Origin of the sequence: Chromobacterium piscinae, assembly GCF_021129175.1 — a bacterium.
Lineage (GTDB): Bacteria > Pseudomonadota > Gammaproteobacteria > Burkholderiales > Chromobacteriaceae > Chromobacterium > Chromobacterium piscinae.
Genome location: NZ_JAJOHV010000012.1, coordinates 55049 through 73958 on the forward strand (window position 1 = coordinate 55049; position 18910 = coordinate 73958).

Sequence of the window (18910 nt, forward strand, 5' to 3'; positions counted from 1 at the left end):
AAACGATGTCCGACTCAACAGCCCTATCGGCGGAAACCCGGATGATTCTCGACAAGCGTTTCAATCCGCATGCTCAAGCCCTTCGGCCGGGAGCTTCGCTGAGGCAAACCGCTCTCTCTCGTAGAACTCTATGGACTCGCTGGTATCGACGCCATCCATGGCAATGGGCCGAGAGGTCTTCAAGATTCCAACCCGCCCCAATGGCCCGCCCCATAACCGGTCAAGGCCGTCAATCGCCTCTGCCGGCTCAATGGACGCCACGCCGATCTTTTCCATGCGCTTGCGGTACGCCTCTGAAGCGACTACGCCTACGCTGCCCCAGTAACCCCAATTCATTACCTTGACTTTGCATGGCCACTCCTGCGAGAGTCGTTTCGCAAAGCTGTCCTTGAACGCGCAACCCGCCGCGTAATTGCTTTGGCCTGCCGCCTTGGTGAAAGAGATGATCGAGGAGAAAAACAGGACGAAATCCAGCGGCTCGCGTCCAAATACTTGCGCGAGCCTGGCGCAAACATCGACTTTGGCCGAAAGCCCAGCTCGAAATCTGCCTTCAGTCATGTTGGCGATGCTTTTGTCAGTCAGCGCGATCGCGGAATGCACGATGCCGTCTATCCGTCCAAAACGCTGTTTTATTTCCCTATAGGCATCTTCCAACTCATTGCGCCTGGCGGCATCCGCCGCGATATAGTGCGGGGCGGGTCCAAAAACAGCGAGGTGATCCAGCTGCGCCTGGATGGTTGCATCTTTCTGGCGTCGGCCTATCCACACCAACTGCGCGCCATAACGGCGCAACATGTGCTCGCTCCATGCCGCGCCAATGCCGCCAGCGCCGCCGATCACGACATATATGCCGCCTCGCTTGCCATGCCCATCTCGGGGCAAAGGAAGCTTGCAGGGAACCAGCTTTTCTCGGTGCCACTCGCCCGTGCGATAAGCCGATACATTGCCACTTGGACAAGGCGGCAGACTCAATATTTGGTCAACCGGCCAGCCTTCGGCTGCGTCCATATCGGCAACTCGCACTTTCCATGCCGGATACTCCTTAGCAAGAGATCCCATAAAGCCATGGAGCCCCGCATGGACGGGATTGACCTCTTCCTCGCCAAGGCTCAACGCAGCAGTCGTAACGGTGGTCAAGGACAGGCGCTTGGATTCATACCCCAAATGAATAAGCGCCTTAATAAGCCGGAAATAGCTGAGCAAGCCGTCACTCTGGGCATCAATCAGCTTGTCATCTGCCGCCGAAGCGATCGGCGTCTCGGGAGCGCACCAGAACAAGTGCCCGATAGGCCCGCATTCCGCCAACTTGGCCACGATCGTTTCTATCGTGTCATCCGCTGCGACAAGCAGCCTGCGCCAACCGGGCTGCATCGCGCGCACCTGCTCTTGCACGCTTGCATCGCCGCCCATCAATACGAACGTGCCGGCCTCGGAGCGGTGTCGTGGCGATGCATGGACTTCCACCGTATCCCACACCGAAGTCAACATCACCGTGCCGTCAAGCAACGGCATGGCGTCGCCGCTTTGGGCCTCGATGACAGTCGGCCGCTCGCCCGTTGCTTCAAGCGCTATCCGGCCTTCATCGTCAGCCAATACGGATGGCGTCGTTGGACGCGCCGCTTCGGGTCGACCAGCCGATACCCAATACGCGCCCTTGGCGAAGGGATAGGTCGGCAAAGCCAATCTTGCGAACCCATCACCGGCGAACAGGCTGGGCCAGTCGATTCGATAGCCTTGGACATACAAATCCATTACGACGGCGAGATGCTCGAAATATACGCCGGCATCCTGCTCTTCCCGGCAATCGGCAAGGCACTGATTCGCTAGGCTCTTCAGGGAGTCCGGCAAATCGATCTCCTTCTCTTCCAATGCGGAAACGCGCACTTGCGGCGAGACGCGGCCTTCTAGCCACCCGGAAGCCAATTCAAGCCACTCGTCCAAGTCGCGCGCGATGCACGCCCAGCGATGAGACAAGTGTTTCCTGCCAAGCAAAAGCGTGAAGCTGAGATTGCCGCAATCGGTAGAGGGCGTCTTCCTGCCAAAAGCCGCGAGCTGCTCGACCTGCTGGCGCAACTGTTCGCCCGTGCGCGCTGACAGCGCGATCATGTAGCCTGGGCGGTCGCGATGGCGACGCATGATCGCCGGCGCTTCCTCAATAACCATATGCGCGTTAGTGCCGCTCAGTCCGAATGCGCTGACAGCCGCGCGACGCTTCACACCGGCCTCAACCGTCCACGGCTGCAATTCCGTATTCACATAGAAAGGGCTTTGCTCGAATCTGATATTCGGATTCTCGTTCTGGAAATGAATCGACGGCGCAAGCTGCCGATGTTTGAGCGCGGCAAGGATCTTAATGACGCCAGCGACCCCTGCTGCCGCGGTGGTATGCCCGATATTGGTTTTGATGGAGCCGATCGCGCAGTACTGCTTTTTGTCGGTGTATTTTCTGAATGCACTAGACAGCGCGCGAAACTCAATCGGATCTCCAAGCTGAGTTCCCGTGCCATGCGCCTCGACCAACTGAATGTGGGCCGGGTCGATGCCGAAACGATCGTACACCTCGCACTCGAGCCGCTCCTGAGACAAAGCGCTTGGCGCCGTTATCCCATTGCTTGCGCCATCCTGATTGACACCCGATCCGCTGATGACAGCGTAAATGTGATCGCCGTCCGCGATTGCGTCTTTGAGTCGCTTCACAACTAGCGCCCCGCACCCTTCCCCAGGCACAAAACCATCCGCTCGGTCATCGAAAGTGAAGCAACGTCCCGTCTTCGACAACATGCCGGCTCGATGGCCCGCGGCCAAGAACCATGGAGTCGATTGCACATAAACGCCGCCGGCGAGCGCCATATCGACCTCGCCAGCCCGCAAAGCCTGGCAGGCAAGATGCAACGATACGAGAGAACTCGAGCATGCGGAGTCGATCGCAAGCGCAGGTCCTTGAAGATTAAGGTAATACGAAATCCGGGCCGGAATGATCGAGCCGATATTGCCCCACATCGCCTGAGCTGGTGCATCCTTCTCGATCAAGCGCTGATAGTCGCCGCCGTTATAACCGACATACACGCCGCAACGTTTGCCCTCTATCCCGGCGCCTGCGTAGCCTGCGTCTTCCAACGCTTTCCAGGACTCTTCCAAAAATATCCGCTGCTGCGGATCCATGTACTTCGCTTCTAAGCCCGAAATGTTGAAGAACAATGGATCGAACTTATCTATCTCGCTCAGAAAGCTGCCGAATTGGCATATCTCGCTATCGCCGTATACCGAATGCTCGGCGGCACTCCAGCGCGTAGCCTTGCCGACCAGGTCCACACCGTTTGCCAAGTTCTGCCACAACATCTCAAAATTATCGGACTGCGCGTATCGCGCGCTGACCCCGACAATTGCGATCGGCTCCTCCCCATTGGCGCTGGCATGCGATTCGGCCTTCCCCGCCGTAGCGACAACCGCCGACATGCCAGCTGGCTTCGCCAGCTGACGGATCTGAGTCAGCGAAGGCGCAGCAACGCGCTCGACTGCGGGATTGAGTTGTAAGCGGTCTCCATAGGTCGACAAAATATGCGCGCCAAGACGGTTGACCGAGCTGTAATCAAACAGACTGGTCGTATCCAAATCTATGCCAAGCGCCTGATTAATGGTTTTGACGACATTCACGCCCAGGATTGAATCCAAGCCATAGTGTGAAAACGCTTCGTCGGCATCAATCGCTTCGGGGCGCATTCTGAGCGCCGTCGCCAACCTCTCCCGGACGAGGTCTTTCAACTGAGCCCCAGGAAGCGAGGCCTTGCGCGCGCCCTGAGACTGATGCTGCTCAACGCTTGGCGCGGCTCGTTGTGTGAGATCAGCCATCTGCGCCGGCGCCGTGCCGCTAGGCGCTTCCAGGCGGCGCCGAACGATGCCATCGCTGGCGGCGACAATGATTTGCTGCCCCAGGCCATGCCCTTCCGCGACAGGAAACTGGATGCGCTGAAACCCTGCCAGCTCCAGAATGCGCCGCCATTGTTCCGGGTAAAGTCCCGGGCACCCGGGAATTCGCAACGCTGCGTCCTGATACAGCCACCACCCATCCAGCAAGCCGAATGTCAGGTGAGCAAACACGCTGTTGCGACTCATCTCATTCAATACAATGAGCGCATTCTTCTTGAGCGCGGCCTTGGCATTCTTCACTGTGGAAAAAATGTTCTTGGTCGCATGCAAAACATTCGCGGCGATGATTAGATCGTAGCTTCCCAGCGGGATCCCTTGCTCTTCGACAGGTTTTTCAATGTCGAGCGTTTGGCAACGAAGATAGGGAGCGATCTCGCGATAGGACTCTTCCGCATGGAGCAGGAAAGCCTTGGAAAGATCGGTATAACAATACTCCTGGATATTTTTCTCCGAACCTCGAAGCTCGGAGAAAATCATCGCGCTCGTACCTCCCGTCCCCGCGCCGATTTCGAGAATTCTGATCCGGACATCCGGCTGCAGGCGAATGCGTTCATTCACATGACGAACAACAGCCTCCGCCACGATCCGGTTGTAATAATCTGAAACAGGGTTTTCACGGTAAATACCTTGGACTAAATCCAATGAAGATTGTGGAAATAGAATATCGGTCGCTCTCGTCTTTCCCGTGAGTATCTCGGGCAAAGCGCGCAGCGTTTTCTCCGCCAATACGGTCTTTGCTCGCAGACCAGGATTGTCACGCCAACCTGCCGATCGTCTATCCCATTCCAGCCAAAGCGCATCGCCATGCAAACTGGATTGAACAGAAGACGGGTGCCTATTCGCTAATAATTTCTGCGCCTCTTGCAGCCATCCTTGATACTTCAAATCAATAGGTGGGCCACTTTCAATATTTTTTGCGCTATCGTGTCGCTCCAAGAACCCATCGCAGCAAACCTCCAGCTGCTTCTCCATGATTCGCAGCATCAAGTCATCGAATTCCTCATTGTGGAAATACTGCATGAGGCGATCCAATTCCCATCGGCCGGAAAGGCCAAGGTTCGCATCCCCATCTAAGTTGCTCAGCGTGGCTGGCAGCGCTTTGTCTAACGTCTCAACCTTTTCAAATGGCTCTATGCCCTGCCAGCCGGCATGGGATGTCACCTTCATGAAAATCATTTGCCTATGCTCTGAAGCTAGCAACTGATCCAGGCCATCCATCGCCTCTTCCGGTTCTATCGATCCCACGCCATGATCCGCCATCCATTGCTGGAAATGATCAGAGGCTGCGACAAGACCGACGCTGCCCCAGTACCCCCAATTCATGACCTTCACCGGACAATGCCACTCTCTAGCTAGCCGGTGCGCAAAAGCGTCCGCGAACGTCGATCCCGCGGCGTAATGGCTTTGCCTGGCATTTCGCGCATACGAAATAATGGATGAGAAAAACAAGACGAAATCCAGCGCTTCGTTCTGGAAGACTTGCGCAAGTCGCACGCTGACATCGACCTTTGCCGCAAACCCCTCGCGAAACCTCGCATCGTCCATATCAATGATTTGCTTGCCTAGCATGCCGGCAGCCGAATGAACAATCCCATCGATCTTGCCGTAGCGGCGCTTGATAAGATCGTAAGCACCTTGCAGTGCAGATCGATCAGCCGCGTCCGCAGATATATAAAATGGCGCCTCTCCAATACTCGCCAACGCATCTATCTTGGCCTGAATTTCCTGATCCTTGGCGCGCCTGCCAATCCAGACTATCCTCGCCTGGAAGCGCTCAATCATGTGACGACTCCACACCTCCCCAAGACTGCCGGCGCCGCCGATAATCACATACACGCCGCCATGCTTATACAAGCCATGGGTCCGTGCGCCGCCTTCGGCAAGCGCGAACGTCTGTCGATACCAGACATTCCGCCGCAAAGCCCACGCATTGCCCTCACGATCAGCTGGAGCAAACCTCACGATGTCAGCCAATGGCAGCGACTCATCAGCGCCCATATCCACTAGGCGAATCGACCAGTTGGGGAATTCTTTAGCGAGCGCGCCGGCAAAGCCATGCAAACTGGCATGAGTGGGCGTGATGGTTTCTGAGTCGAGCACAGCCTGGCTCTCCGTGGTAATCACGGTTAACCGCATTGCCAAGGCGCTGTAGCCTAGTGAAGCCAGAGTCTTTACGCCCCTGAACAGCAACAGCGTAGCAGCACGCTGTCCTTCGATAACCCGTTCGTCATCCACAGCCGAGACAATATCATGTGGCGCAACCCAGATAAGATGGCGCAGATTTGCGATGCCTCGCAGTTGCTGCGATATATCCAGGGTGTTGTTCTCAAGGCCATTGACAAAGTGTATATCTGGGAAACTGCCGATCAGATTCTTTTGGTGGGACTGCGATACGCCGAACACCACCGCCGCGCCGACATCATCCGAAATAATCCCCTGTTCAGGCAGCGCCATGGGCTCCCATCCAGGCACCAGCGTTACAGCTCTACCTACCAGGGAATTTGACGCGGAAGCATTGGCTGCCTTAAAAGCCGATGGCTTGACAACTTTGGAAACCACGCCCCGCAATCGAACGCTGATCTTGCCAGCGTCATCGCACATATCGATTTCAAGGCGTTCGCTACCGCTAGCGACGCCACCCGGGCCTTGTCGCCGGACTCGTGCCCACATCGTCTTGCCGCAGGCGCCAACAATCGTAATTTCTTTAAGCGCAAATAAAAATTTGGACTGCGCTGGAGGCGACTCTTCGTTCTTCAAGAGATCGAACCCTGCAGAAGCATGCAATGCCGCATCCATCAGGCTGGGGTGCAGAACATAATTCGACTGCGTATCCGTTAGCATTTCAGGTAAAACAAGTTTCGCCCAAAGCTCTCGGTCTCCGACATACAGATCTGCCACAGCCTGGAAGGCCTCGCCATACTCGATGCCCTGGTGTTTTAGCTCGTCATACAAGTCTTCTCTTCGCATGCGCTCACAAGCCATGCGCATTTCATCGAGATTCAAAGCCCCCAGATCGACAGGAGAGATAAAAGCAAGCGATCCTTGATTGTGTGCGACAACAGCCTGGCCCTGGAGTGAATCGCTGCATATCTGATAGCCTACCCATCCTTCCTCTTCCGGCGTCAGCGTTAAATGCAGCTTGGCAACAGGCTCGTCAACCACCACTGGGCTGGACCAGACAACGTCTCTTATCACTATTGTGGCCTCTGATAAGGCCTCCTGCCCTGCCGCCAGACAGAATCCGGCTCTTGCCATTTCAAGATACGCTACACCCGGCAAAATATGCGCGCCACCCACCATATGCGCTGCAAGGAAAAACTCCCGCCCGTTTAATATGGTTTCATATTTCTGGCCGGAAAAATCTGATACGTTTCGATGCAATAAGGGATGAAGAACGAACTCAGAACGGTTCGACAGGCGCTCGCTTCGTTTAACGTTTGCGCGGCCATAGCTTGCCTTATCATCAGATATCCAATATCTTTCCTTCGCGAATGGATAGGATGGCAAGCTCAGCCGGCAAGGTCGCAAGCCATCATATAAACGGTTCCATTGAATCACCAAACCTTTAGCCCAAACTTCCGCCAGCTTTCCGTACTTGCCCTTTTTGAACCATATATCCATTGTTTGCGCGATATCGTCATCATCCGCAAAGATCCGCAGCATATCTTTGTACGCCTTGCGCGTTCCGATATATAAACCTTCAACTTCCGACTTACCTTCAATGTAGCCGGCAAGCTTCAGCGCAAGTTCTTTCAGCGAGGTCACAGTCAGCGCAAGACGGTCATCCATTTCCTCGCGGCCAACTTGCAGGGTATAGGCAATATCATGCAATTGCTCTTCAATAAAACCTTCCTGGCTCAGCGCGGAAAGAAGGCGTTGCGCACGAGCTCTCAAGCGTTCCTCGCCTTTTGCCGACAACACGATAATCGCGGGGCGCTTGCTGGAAAATTCCACTCGGCTTAGATTATTTTCCGGCGAGCGATACTCCTCCATCACAACATGAGCATTTGCCCCTCCGGCGCCAAATGATGAAACACTGGCCCTTCTGGCATGCCGCTCAACTTTGCCATTTATCAGTCGTTCCGGCTCCTGCCACTCAGTCAATTTATTTTGGATAAAGAAAGGCGTCTGAGAGAAATCGATTTGCGGATTGACAACCTCCGCGTGCAAGGAAGGAACGAGCACGCGGTGTTTCATCTGCAACAGCACCTTAGTCACACCCGCCAGTCCAGCCGCACTTTCGCAATGCCCAATATTGGTCTTTACCGACCCAATGGCGCAATATTGTTTATCGCTGCCATGGCGAGAGAATGCTTTGATCAAGCCATCGATCTCAATCGGGTCCCCAAGAGCGGTGCCCGTTCCATGCGCTTCTACATAGCTCAAACTTGTCGGATCAACTCCCGCCCAATTGAAAGAATCGACAAGTAATTGCGACTGTAAACGGGGGCTAGGCACGGTATAACCGTTAGTCTTTCCCCCGGCATTGAGCATACTGCCTTTAATAACACCATAGATATGATCCCTATCCAGTATTGCCTTTTCTAATGGTTTCAATATAAGGGCACCAACCCCTTCAGCATCAATGAAACCATCTGCTCCGCTGCCAAAAGCCTTGCATTGATTTCCGCCCGAAAGCATAGACATGGAAGACAATCTCAAGAAGTGCGCAGGATCGAGAATCAAATTAACGCCGCCCGCGATAGCACAATCGCTGCTGCCGCTATGCAAACTCTCTAGAGCCAAATGAATGGCCGTCAATGATGAAGAGCAGGCCGTATCGACCGCAATACTAGGGCCATTGAAATTCAGCGTATAAGACACGCGATTGGCAATCGACCAGTAACTGGCCGCAGTCGGATAAGTGGCGTTCATCACTCCGACGAACACCCCAACCTTCCCATTTTCACTCAAACCAGCTGGCGTATATCCCGCATCCTCAATACTCGCGTAGGCTTCTTCTAGAAACAATCGTTCCTGTGGATCCATTCGTTCCGCTTCGGAAGGAGAAATTTGGAAGAAAAGTGGGTCGAATTTATCCACTTCCGTCAAGAACCCACCCCACTTTGTATAGGTGGTTCCAAACTTTCCTCGTTCCAAGTCGAAATACTCTCGCCAGTCCCAACGGTCTTGTGGGACTTCGCTTATACAATTTCGCCCTTCTTTAAGATTTAACCAGAACTCTTCCAAATTCTTGGCCTGGGGATATCTTCCTGAAATGCCAATAATCGCAACATCTTTGAGATTCCTCCCTGCCCCCGCCTTAACTAAAACTTCTAATTTATTTCCCTGTAAAGCGACACTTCCATTTTCATCACGTAAGCTAGCAGGCATATCATTATGGGCAATATGCTCACTCTCATCGAGCGAGGCGACGCCAAACAATTTCACTAAAGCAGCCTGTTCCGTATCGATTAGCCTCTCAACAATACTATCAATCGTCTGAAGATCGAAAAATAACGTACTGGTTACACTATCAAATGACTTCCGTAATTTATTAGTGAGCTGCACGATCAGAATCGAATCAATGCCATACTCTTTTAATGGCGTTGCTCTATCAATTTTTCCAGATTCTGACCTAATGGTTTCCGCCACAAGATTCTTCAGATAACCTACACACTTCTCACGTAATCGCATGCCCGACAACCGACTCTCAAGCTGAGGCTCTATGCTTTTCTGTTGAGCCGCCGCTTCTGCTTCAACTTTGACTGCAGCGCTTGAGTTGAGAGATATTTTCAGCGATCTGGCTGACTTCTGGCGCACCACACCATCGCTTTCTGATGCAATAATTTGATGTCCCAAGTCCTGCACATTTAAGACGGGGAAACTTATTAAATTAAACCCTTCATCCTGAAGCGTTTCACGCCACATTTCCGGATATAGTCCCGGGCAGCCAGGAATGCGCAATTCCCCATCTTCATACAGCCACCAGCCATCAAGCAAGCCAAAAGTTAGATGCGTAAATAAATCATTGCTGCAAATCTCATTCAACAGAAGCAAGCCATTACACTTCAATAATGCTTTTGTATTTCTCAATGCATCCCTAACATTTCGGGTTGCATGTAGAACATTAGCTGCAATAACAATGTCGTATCCGCCTAACTCAACATCCTGCCCCGACACAGATAAGCCGACATCAAACAAATTGTAAGAAAGGTAAGGGTACGCAGGTCCATATTCTTTTTCCGCATGCATCAAAAAAGCCCGCGACAAATCGGTGTAGCAATACTCTTCCACATGTCGCTGATACGGCTTAAGCCTATCCATGACAATTGCGCTTGTACCGCCAGTTCCTGCGCCGACTTCCAGGATACGGAATTTCGCTGAGGGATCATGCTTCAGACGCTGATCAATATACAGAAGCAAAACATCAGCAAGTACATGATTATAAAAATCCGCTACCGGATTATGCTTATAAATTCCCTCAACCCGCTCCATTGAGGCATTGGGAAATAGAACATCCGTAGGAAGAATATCCCCACGTAAAATATCTGGCAAAGCCCTGAGCGCCGACTCAACCAAAACAATTTGCGTTTCCATCCAACCATCTTGAGCCCACTGCTGTTTCACCCGATCCCATTGCCCCCACAGCTTATTGATATCTTCCTTGTAGGAGTCAGACTTTTTTTTCTTCTCAATCGACTGAGAATTCTCTTTTTTGTTCAGAAAATTTACAGTCTCCTCAAACCAATCCCTATAAGATTCTTTAATTCCCGCCTTGCTTAGGCTTTCGGAAGCATTTTCCAGTCCTCCAGCCCCTAACCCCATGGTAAACAGCTGAGCTGATAGCAATGCACTCAACAGCTCGTCCATTTCATGCCGACGATAGCCGCCACGTGACTTAATCAGATGCGACTTATCTGAGTAAGAGGGAATACTCTCTGCCACGCGCCCAAGAACCGACGGAATTTGACGACAGTAAAGACTTAGGCCATCTGCATGATCAATATTTAATTTGCTTATCATAATTTATTCTTGAAAGTATCGAGATATAAATCGTTCTTAATAAGAATCAAGACGCAGCAGCATCTGACAGTTTTAAGAAAGCCATCTGATCAATAGACGACGAAAGCAAAACCCTTAACGCGCTCATCGCCTCCGCAGGCTCAATTGAGCCAATACCATTCCTAGCCATATTTTCTTGACGCTCTTTGGTAGCGACAATACCCACCGTCCCCCAATATCCCCAATTCATAATCTTTACATGGCCATTCCGCTCTTTCCTGAGCTGATGAGCAAATGCATCTTTAAATACACAGCCCGCCGCATAATTACCCTGACCTGCAACTTTTGTGAAAGCGGTGATCGATGAAAAAAACAAAGCGAAGTCGAGGGATTCGCGCTGAAAAACTTGAGCTATCCGAACGCACACATCTACCTTTGATGAAAGCACATCGTGAAACTGGTTTTCAGTCATATTGGACAAACTCTGATCCCGCAGCACAATCGCAGAGTGAACAACACCATTAATTGATGAGTAATGCCGTTTGATTTCGTCATAAGCGCGCAGAAGCTCACTACGGTCTCTTGCATCAGCGCTAATATAGAGTGGCCTAGGTCCACATTTAGCTACTGCATTAAGCTTCAGCTCAATCGATTCATCCATAGGCCTTCGGCCTATCCAGATAAGTTTGGCTTGATAGTGCTCTGCGACAAATTCACTCCATACTTGACCTATGCCGCCAGCCCCCCCTATGACGACATATACCCCTCCATGTCGATATTGTTCTGTGTCGATATTGGATGCTTGAGTAGGGATCAAATATTGTTTGTACCAGCGACCGCGTCTGAAAGCCCAAGGATTTCCTTCATCATCCGTCGGCAACCTGAAGATGGCATCCAACGGCCAGTGGTCGTCAACTTCGATGTCAACCAGCCTCACCTTCCAGTCAATAAACTCTTTCGCCATTGCGCCGATCAACCCATGAATGCTTGCCTGAAGCGGCGACAGATACTCACTTCGCCTAATCGCACAAGCCTGCGTCGTCACCACAGTCCACTTCAATTCGCGCGAGCCAAATCCCAACAGCAGCAGCGCCTTGATCAGCCTAAAGCCAAATATCGCTGCGCCTTCTTGTTCGGATATCAATGCCTCATCCGTCATTGCCAAATAAGCGCTGGTAGACACCGACCAGATAATGTGTTCAATTGACCCCAAGGCGTGAATTTTTTCCGCCATGCACTCGATGCTCTCACCTGGCTGAATGTGCAACTCTTGGATTTTGCCAAAACGTTCGAACAAAGCTTTTTTCTCGCTAGCGCGCGCGCCTATAACAACAGTGCGCAGCGATGGCGACGGGATCGTACTTTCACAAATTTCTGCTACAGGATCCCATACTGGGGTAAGTATCAAATTTTCCGATTGGATAGATTTTCCGCCAAATGCCGCAGTTGGCATTTTGGATCGGTATCCCTTCATTTTGATGCAAACAGCTCCAAGATGGTCACAGATGTCAATATCAAAACATGAAAAATTATCGTCAGATGTTCCTTTTTCTTTGCAACGTATCCAAGCCCACATATCGTTTGTACATGGCGAGAATATTTCAACTTCATCCAAAATAAAAGGCAGCATCAAACGGGGCATCGCTGCCGCGATATCTAAAGCGAACGTTGCTTGCAAAGCAGAATCTAGAACGCCTGGATGCATAAATATTGCGGTGCAATCATGGGAACCTCCCAGAGGAAGGCTCAACTTTGCCAACACTTCGTTCTTACCTAAACGGAGGTCTGTTACACCCTTGTGCGAAATCCCATACTGTATCCCGACAGATTGGAATGCTTCATAAAATTCAGCTACGTCTACTGAGTTATCAGTACAACTTCTCAGACAAGAATCAATGTTGACAAACGGAGTTTGAGATAATTGAAATAACTCAATCTCACCCTGCCCGTGCAAATGTTCTCTGCGGCCCTCCCCATTTAGCCGAGTGATCATTTCAAATGATGTTTTATTATTCTCTGAGGTCTTAATAGTCGTGTAAATCGACACGGGAGAGTTGTCGACAAAAACAGGACTCGACCACACTACATTCTTTAATCTGAGGTATGTATTGGGTAGTTTTTTTCCCAGAATTGCATCTGCCGCAGCTCTGGCAATTTCCAAATACATGACACCTGGCAGCACTTTTCTGCCATTGACTACATGATCAACCAAGAATGATTCATTGCCAGAAAGAACCGTCAAAATCTGACTAGCCGAAGAGGCAACATCTATCGTTCCCAACAAGCCTTCGCCTAATGATCTGACACCCTCATTTCTTACGGCTACTTGATTGCTCTTTGAGACCCAGTAACGATCTCTGGCAAAAACATATCCAGGCAGCGCGACTCGCCGAACCGATTTCCCATGGTAAAGCACTTGCCAATTTATGGATAAACCCTTGGTCCACAATTCTGCCAGTTCATGAAGATTTCTACATTGCAATGCACTTTCTGCATCTCGGTTCTTTTCATTGACTTTCAAAGACGAAAATAGAGTTGTTTTGCGATTGCCTCGATATATCGCATTGTCACCCACGCCTTCCGTAACAGATACCAATCTTGAAATCAATTTTTCCTTACTATCAAATACAATAGCGAGGCGCTCATCCATTTCTTCGCGTGCGACTTGAAGAGTGTAACTCAGCTCCGTTAATGAAAAATCATGTTCTACGCAGTCAAGGTAAGCGATATATTGCTTCACCATAGCGAGGAGGCTATTCTCATTTCTCGCCGACAAGGTGAATAGATAGAGCATGTCTTCATCTATCCTCTTACTTGGCTGGGGATATTCCTGGAGAACGATATGAGCATTTGCACCACCGAAACCAAAAGCGCTAACGCCTGCACGCCTGGGAATTGCTTTGCCATCAGCAGCAAGCATTACCTCCCACTGTTTCAATCTATTTGCTATGTGAAAGTATTTCCCGAGTTTAATCTCCGGGTTCAAACGCTTGAAATTTAGCGTCGGGGGAATCATGCGATTCTTTAAGCTCAACGCAACTTTAATTAAACCTGCAATGCCAGATGCACCTTCAAGATGACCAATATTACTCTTGACAGAGCCTATTCCACACATGCCTAGCGACTGTAATGTCATTGCGCCATTAAAATGAGTAAATGCCTGGTTAAGCCCTTCTACTTCAATAGGGTCTCCTAGCTTGGTTCCTGTTCCATGGGTTTCTATATAACTTATGGTTTCGCCATGCAATCCGCTATCTTCCACCGCCCGAATAATCAACTTTCCTTGAGCTTCAGGATTCGGCGCAGTTAATGAGCTTGACTGACCAACGTGATTTACAGCACTACCCTTGACAACAGCGTATATATGATCTTTATCATCGATCGCATCCTGCAAACGTTTAAGAAAAATTATGGCTCCGCCTTCTCCACGCACGTAGCCGTTTGCTGCTTCATCGAATGTCGCGCATTTGCTATCTTTCGACAGCATCCCTGCATGGTCGTAGGCAAGCACATTCACGGTATTGCATATCAGATTTATACCGCCAACAAATGCTTGCCGGCACGCCCCTTCTCTCAAGTCTCGAATTGCCTGATGCACGGCCATCAAAGAACTGGAACAAGCCGTATCAACAACTAGGCTTGGCCCCTGAAAGTTATAGAAATAGGAAATACGATTCGCGAGAATTGATCCACTGCTTCCCGTCGCTACAAATGCCCTCTGAGAAGTACCGCTTTGCTCTAACAAGCTTCTATATTCAAAATGACACGCCCCGATATAAATCCCAGTCTCACTAGCCGCCAAACCGGAAGGTTTGTAGCCTGCATTTTCCGACGCTCCCCAAACTAGTTCCAACAGCATTCTTTGCTGCGGGTCCATTAACTCAGCTTCCATAGGAGAAATACGGAAGAAATCCGCATCAAATTCGTCAATCCGATCCAAGAATCCTCCTTGGGTCAGATACGATTTTTCTCCTGCCACATCGACATCAGCAGGCCAGTCCAAACGATTAAGTGGCAATGACCTAATAGCGCTAGTACCAGTTTTAAGCAAGTCCCAAAATTTTTCTGGATCGTTTGCATTTCCAGGAAATCTAAGTGCGATCCCAACGATTGCTATATCACCAGATCGAATACTCCCGGCCAAATCCTCTGCATGAAAATCCGATTGCGCAGCATTTTCATCGATATCTTTTACTGCCTGTGTAGTTTTTCTTTCATCACACGATTCATTAGGCAGTGCAACTCCATTCATCTCTAGGTATGCGGCTACCTTGTCACATGTATTGTATTGAAATAAAAAGGCAGCATTGAGTGCTATACCAAACTTCTTGCTGATAATAGTTCGAAGTTCAAGCAGCTCCAGTGAATCGATTCCAATTTCCATCAGAGGCAGTTCTGACTCATATTGAGCCATTCTTTTGGAGCCGATAAGACCAGAAATGATACTCTCGATCTCATCAACAAGACCTCGCGAAACCTTTTTCTTAGGCAAAGCTAGCACTTCACCTATATTTTCCACACCGTCATTCTGTTCAACATCAGCTTGCGTGTCAGCCAGCCTGTTCTTGTTATCTTTCCACTTACCCTTGAAATAGCTGCTCAACTTTTCGGCTGTATTAAACTGAAACAGAAAAGTAGTTTCTAGAAAAATTCCTGCTTTCCGCTTGAACAAGGCATTCAACTCAACCATTTCTAGAGAATCGATACCTTGCTCCATCAAGGGTACTGCAGTGTCAAATTGCGCAAATCGTTTGGCACCAATAATTTCCCGAATGGCCTCTACTACCATGGGATGGATGCTCTCTATTACGGTGGGTTTGACTGATGACGAGGAGAGAGGCAGTTCTTCCTCCAACGGAACGACGTGCATGCCGGCTTGCTCAATTTTCCTATCTACCGATATGCCATACTCAATGCCCTCTTCAGTGCCATTCCTTGTGCAGAACATTACACTCTGCCTGCAATGGTCTAGTGTTTCATCAAATGGCAACCCATGTGCTGAAAAATTACCGAATCCAGCCTTTTCCAAAACACTCTTCCAACGAGGCACATCTAGCAGGCAGGAATTAGGAAGTCTGTTTTCAGGGTCCTGGAACAACCACCAGCCGTGCAGGAGACCACCCGTATACAGCAATATATCCTTCATGACGGTAAACTCATTCAAGATAAACAGCCCTTCGGGTCGAAGCAGCTTGCCAACTTGATTAAGCGTGTTCATGAGGAATTTTGTGTCATGTAAAACATTAGACGCATAAACCAAGTCAAAATCGGCAAGATTAAAGCCTTGCTCTACAGGGTCTTGCTCTATATTCAGTCGTTCAAACTGCATGCAAGAATGCATTGCACCGAATGTTCGTTGCCCATATCGCACAAAAGTGGACGATATATCGGTATAATAAAAAATAATGCCCTCTGCTTGCTCGCCTAAACGATCCAACACGAATCTAGTGACGCCACCAGTTCCCGCACCGATTTCCAAAACACGAAGCTTTTCTTGTGCACCATGTCGTATGTGGCATGCCAAGTATTGATGAACAATTTCGGCCGTGAGTCTATTGAAGTAATCAGCAACGCTAGAATCTTTGAAAATTCCAGCGAATAATTCCACTGAGCCTTGCGGAAAAACAATATCAGTTGCCTCCTTCACTCCCGTCAAGACTTCGCCATAGCTACCAAGGCATGTCGCCATCAGGTTCATAAACGGAACTGACTCAGGGTGTTCTTTCTGAAATATATGCTTGAATGCTGTGTATTCGCACTGAATGTCTGCCAGTCCAAAATTCTCAATCTTTTCTGTCGTACTCAACCCTTCTGCCTGACGGTCAAGAAGACCTTTCCGCTCAAATATGCCAATCAGAGATGAAAATAGTGATTTGTATTTTGGCAAAATCCCCAGCTGTGCCGCTATTGAATCGACAGATGAATAAATTTCGAATCGTTCTCGCAGGACCCCCATTGACTGAAAAATACTTAGCAGCCACCTGACACCAAAGTCTTCTAATATTGTTTCCGCAACTAAAGTATCTTGTTCAGGCTTGATATCATAACAATCAACGAATTTTTTAATGGGCGCGATCACATCATCAAACCAATCCAGATTATTCGCATCACATCCAAAATTCATGCAATCATTTTCACCTACGACCTGATCAATGCAATTCATGACCCGAGAGTAGCCTTTCATAAATATCAGCAACTCATTTTTTAATTTCGGATCTGGCGCGATGACATACAACAATTCAACAACGCTACCATCTTTATGGTGCTCCCATTGCCTGGAGCAATGAAAAGCACCAACACGATCTTGAGTTGTGCGCCGAGAATAAATAACACCAACCAACTTCTGATCAGCGACTAGGAGCATTTGGCCTTCTGGATAATCGCTTATGCGTTGCTCAATATCAATTGACGATGAGCGCAATGGTGCTGGAAGATCTTTTTCAAGATTGACTAAATCTTCGATATCGCGATAACTTGCCACCCGAATTTGGTATTCCTTTAAACGGAAATGATTCAGGGTGATTCGTGCATATGGAAATATTGCTGGGTATTTCTTCGATGACTGCTCTTCAAAAACAAGACCAGCTTCAGCTGCTGCAGCTAAGAAGGTGGGCGCATCGACTAGATGCTGTTTGGAAAACGCATGATAGGCGTCAAAATGGAGATTTTCACTTTCGTTCACATACTGCGCGACAGTTCCTGCCGACAAACTGTGCACTTCTAGAATAATAATCCCATATTTACTACGGATGCTGGACCATTTAATTAAATGATCGACAAGACTCTGGACTGCTAAAGCTGGAGGAATCAGCGAACCTAATTTATCGACACTAATGCAATCATACTTCACATGGCTGCGCTGCTGTATCTGATCTATACTGTCCGGTTCGATAAATGGCCTATCATGATCAAGAAAAGAGCGCACATATAATACTTTTTCTACATCTTCTATATGCTGCTCAAGGTCGATTTCAATTTGTTTTGGATTTCCTATATCACCATGCAAAACTAAATGATTGATATCATTCAAAGTAGAATTTGTTGCCTCTAGGGCCTTATGATTATAATCAACACCGATTAAGGTTAATGGGTGTTTATGCAAAACTCTACCACGCTCAGTCTTCAGGATTATGTTATAAACTCGACGTAGCAGAGTTCCATCGCCGCACCCCACATCGGCGATATAATTTGGTTGATTTTCAACTGGCAATTCATTGAATATGGAAGCAAAAATTTCTTCCATTGCTCGAAAATAACGATCATGCTGAAACCCACTTGATACAACATTTAATGTTCGCTCAACATGAGTTTCATGTCCATCCTTATCGGTGACAAACAGCTCCGCAGGGTTTCCACCTATCAGTTGACCGATTTTTTTCAACATCGGCGTATAGGAAACGACCGTGCCTGTATTCATGATGCGCTCCATCATGAATTTCCCAACATCATTCAACTCTATTGAGTTAACACTTTCACTACACCACTCGTTATGTTGAAACAAGCGAAGTATTTCTTCCTTCGCTACTGGCGCTAACTTTGCGAAGCTAATAGCACGCTCATCTACCACATAAAAATTGGATTGCCTCAAGCCAAGTAGCAGAGGAGTCATCAGCATGCCGTCTAGTAAATATTGCAGCAGAATGCTGTCCACACCCCACCCCTGAACAGAACAGTCAATCCATTCTTTGAGCGAGAGGTGACTATTTGGATCTTCTAGATATCGATCAACAGGAAAATCCAAAAGGGACGTTATTGTTTCTGGAATTTTTTCATGATCACGTAGCCCTTGGGCTGTCAATGAGTATCGATCAGTATTGTCTTTAGAGATCCATTGCAGTGACTCCAGCAATCGCAAAGCAGCCAATAAGAAGCCGCTATTCGCTTTCAGCTCATCAGCAAGCTCAGTTAGCGTTAAGGCCCTACCCTTAAAAACTTCAAACAACTTAAGATATTTACACGCAAGGACTATAGGGATAGCTACAAAACCATGAGAATAACGATTTATTACAGATAGCATTTCTTTCTCTCATTTTGCACT

At 49.1% G+C, this 18910-nt stretch carries 2 protein-coding genes; both read right to left on the reverse strand.

Going from position 1 to position 18910, the window contains the following annotated elements; translation table 11 throughout:
- Positions 1-60: 60 nt before the first annotated feature.
- A complete protein-coding gene (locus tag LQR33_RS02755) occupies positions 61-10893 on the reverse strand; it encodes an SDR family NAD(P)-dependent oxidoreductase (protein WP_231467404.1) in 10833 nt (3610 codons plus the stop codon).
- Between the two features lie 46 nt (positions 10894-10939).
- Positions 10940-18889, reverse strand: a complete 7950-nt coding sequence (locus LQR33_RS02760) for an SDR family NAD(P)-dependent oxidoreductase (RefSeq protein ID WP_231467406.1) — start codon at positions 18887-18889, stop codon at positions 10940-10942.
- Positions 18890-18910: the final 21 nt, after the last annotated feature.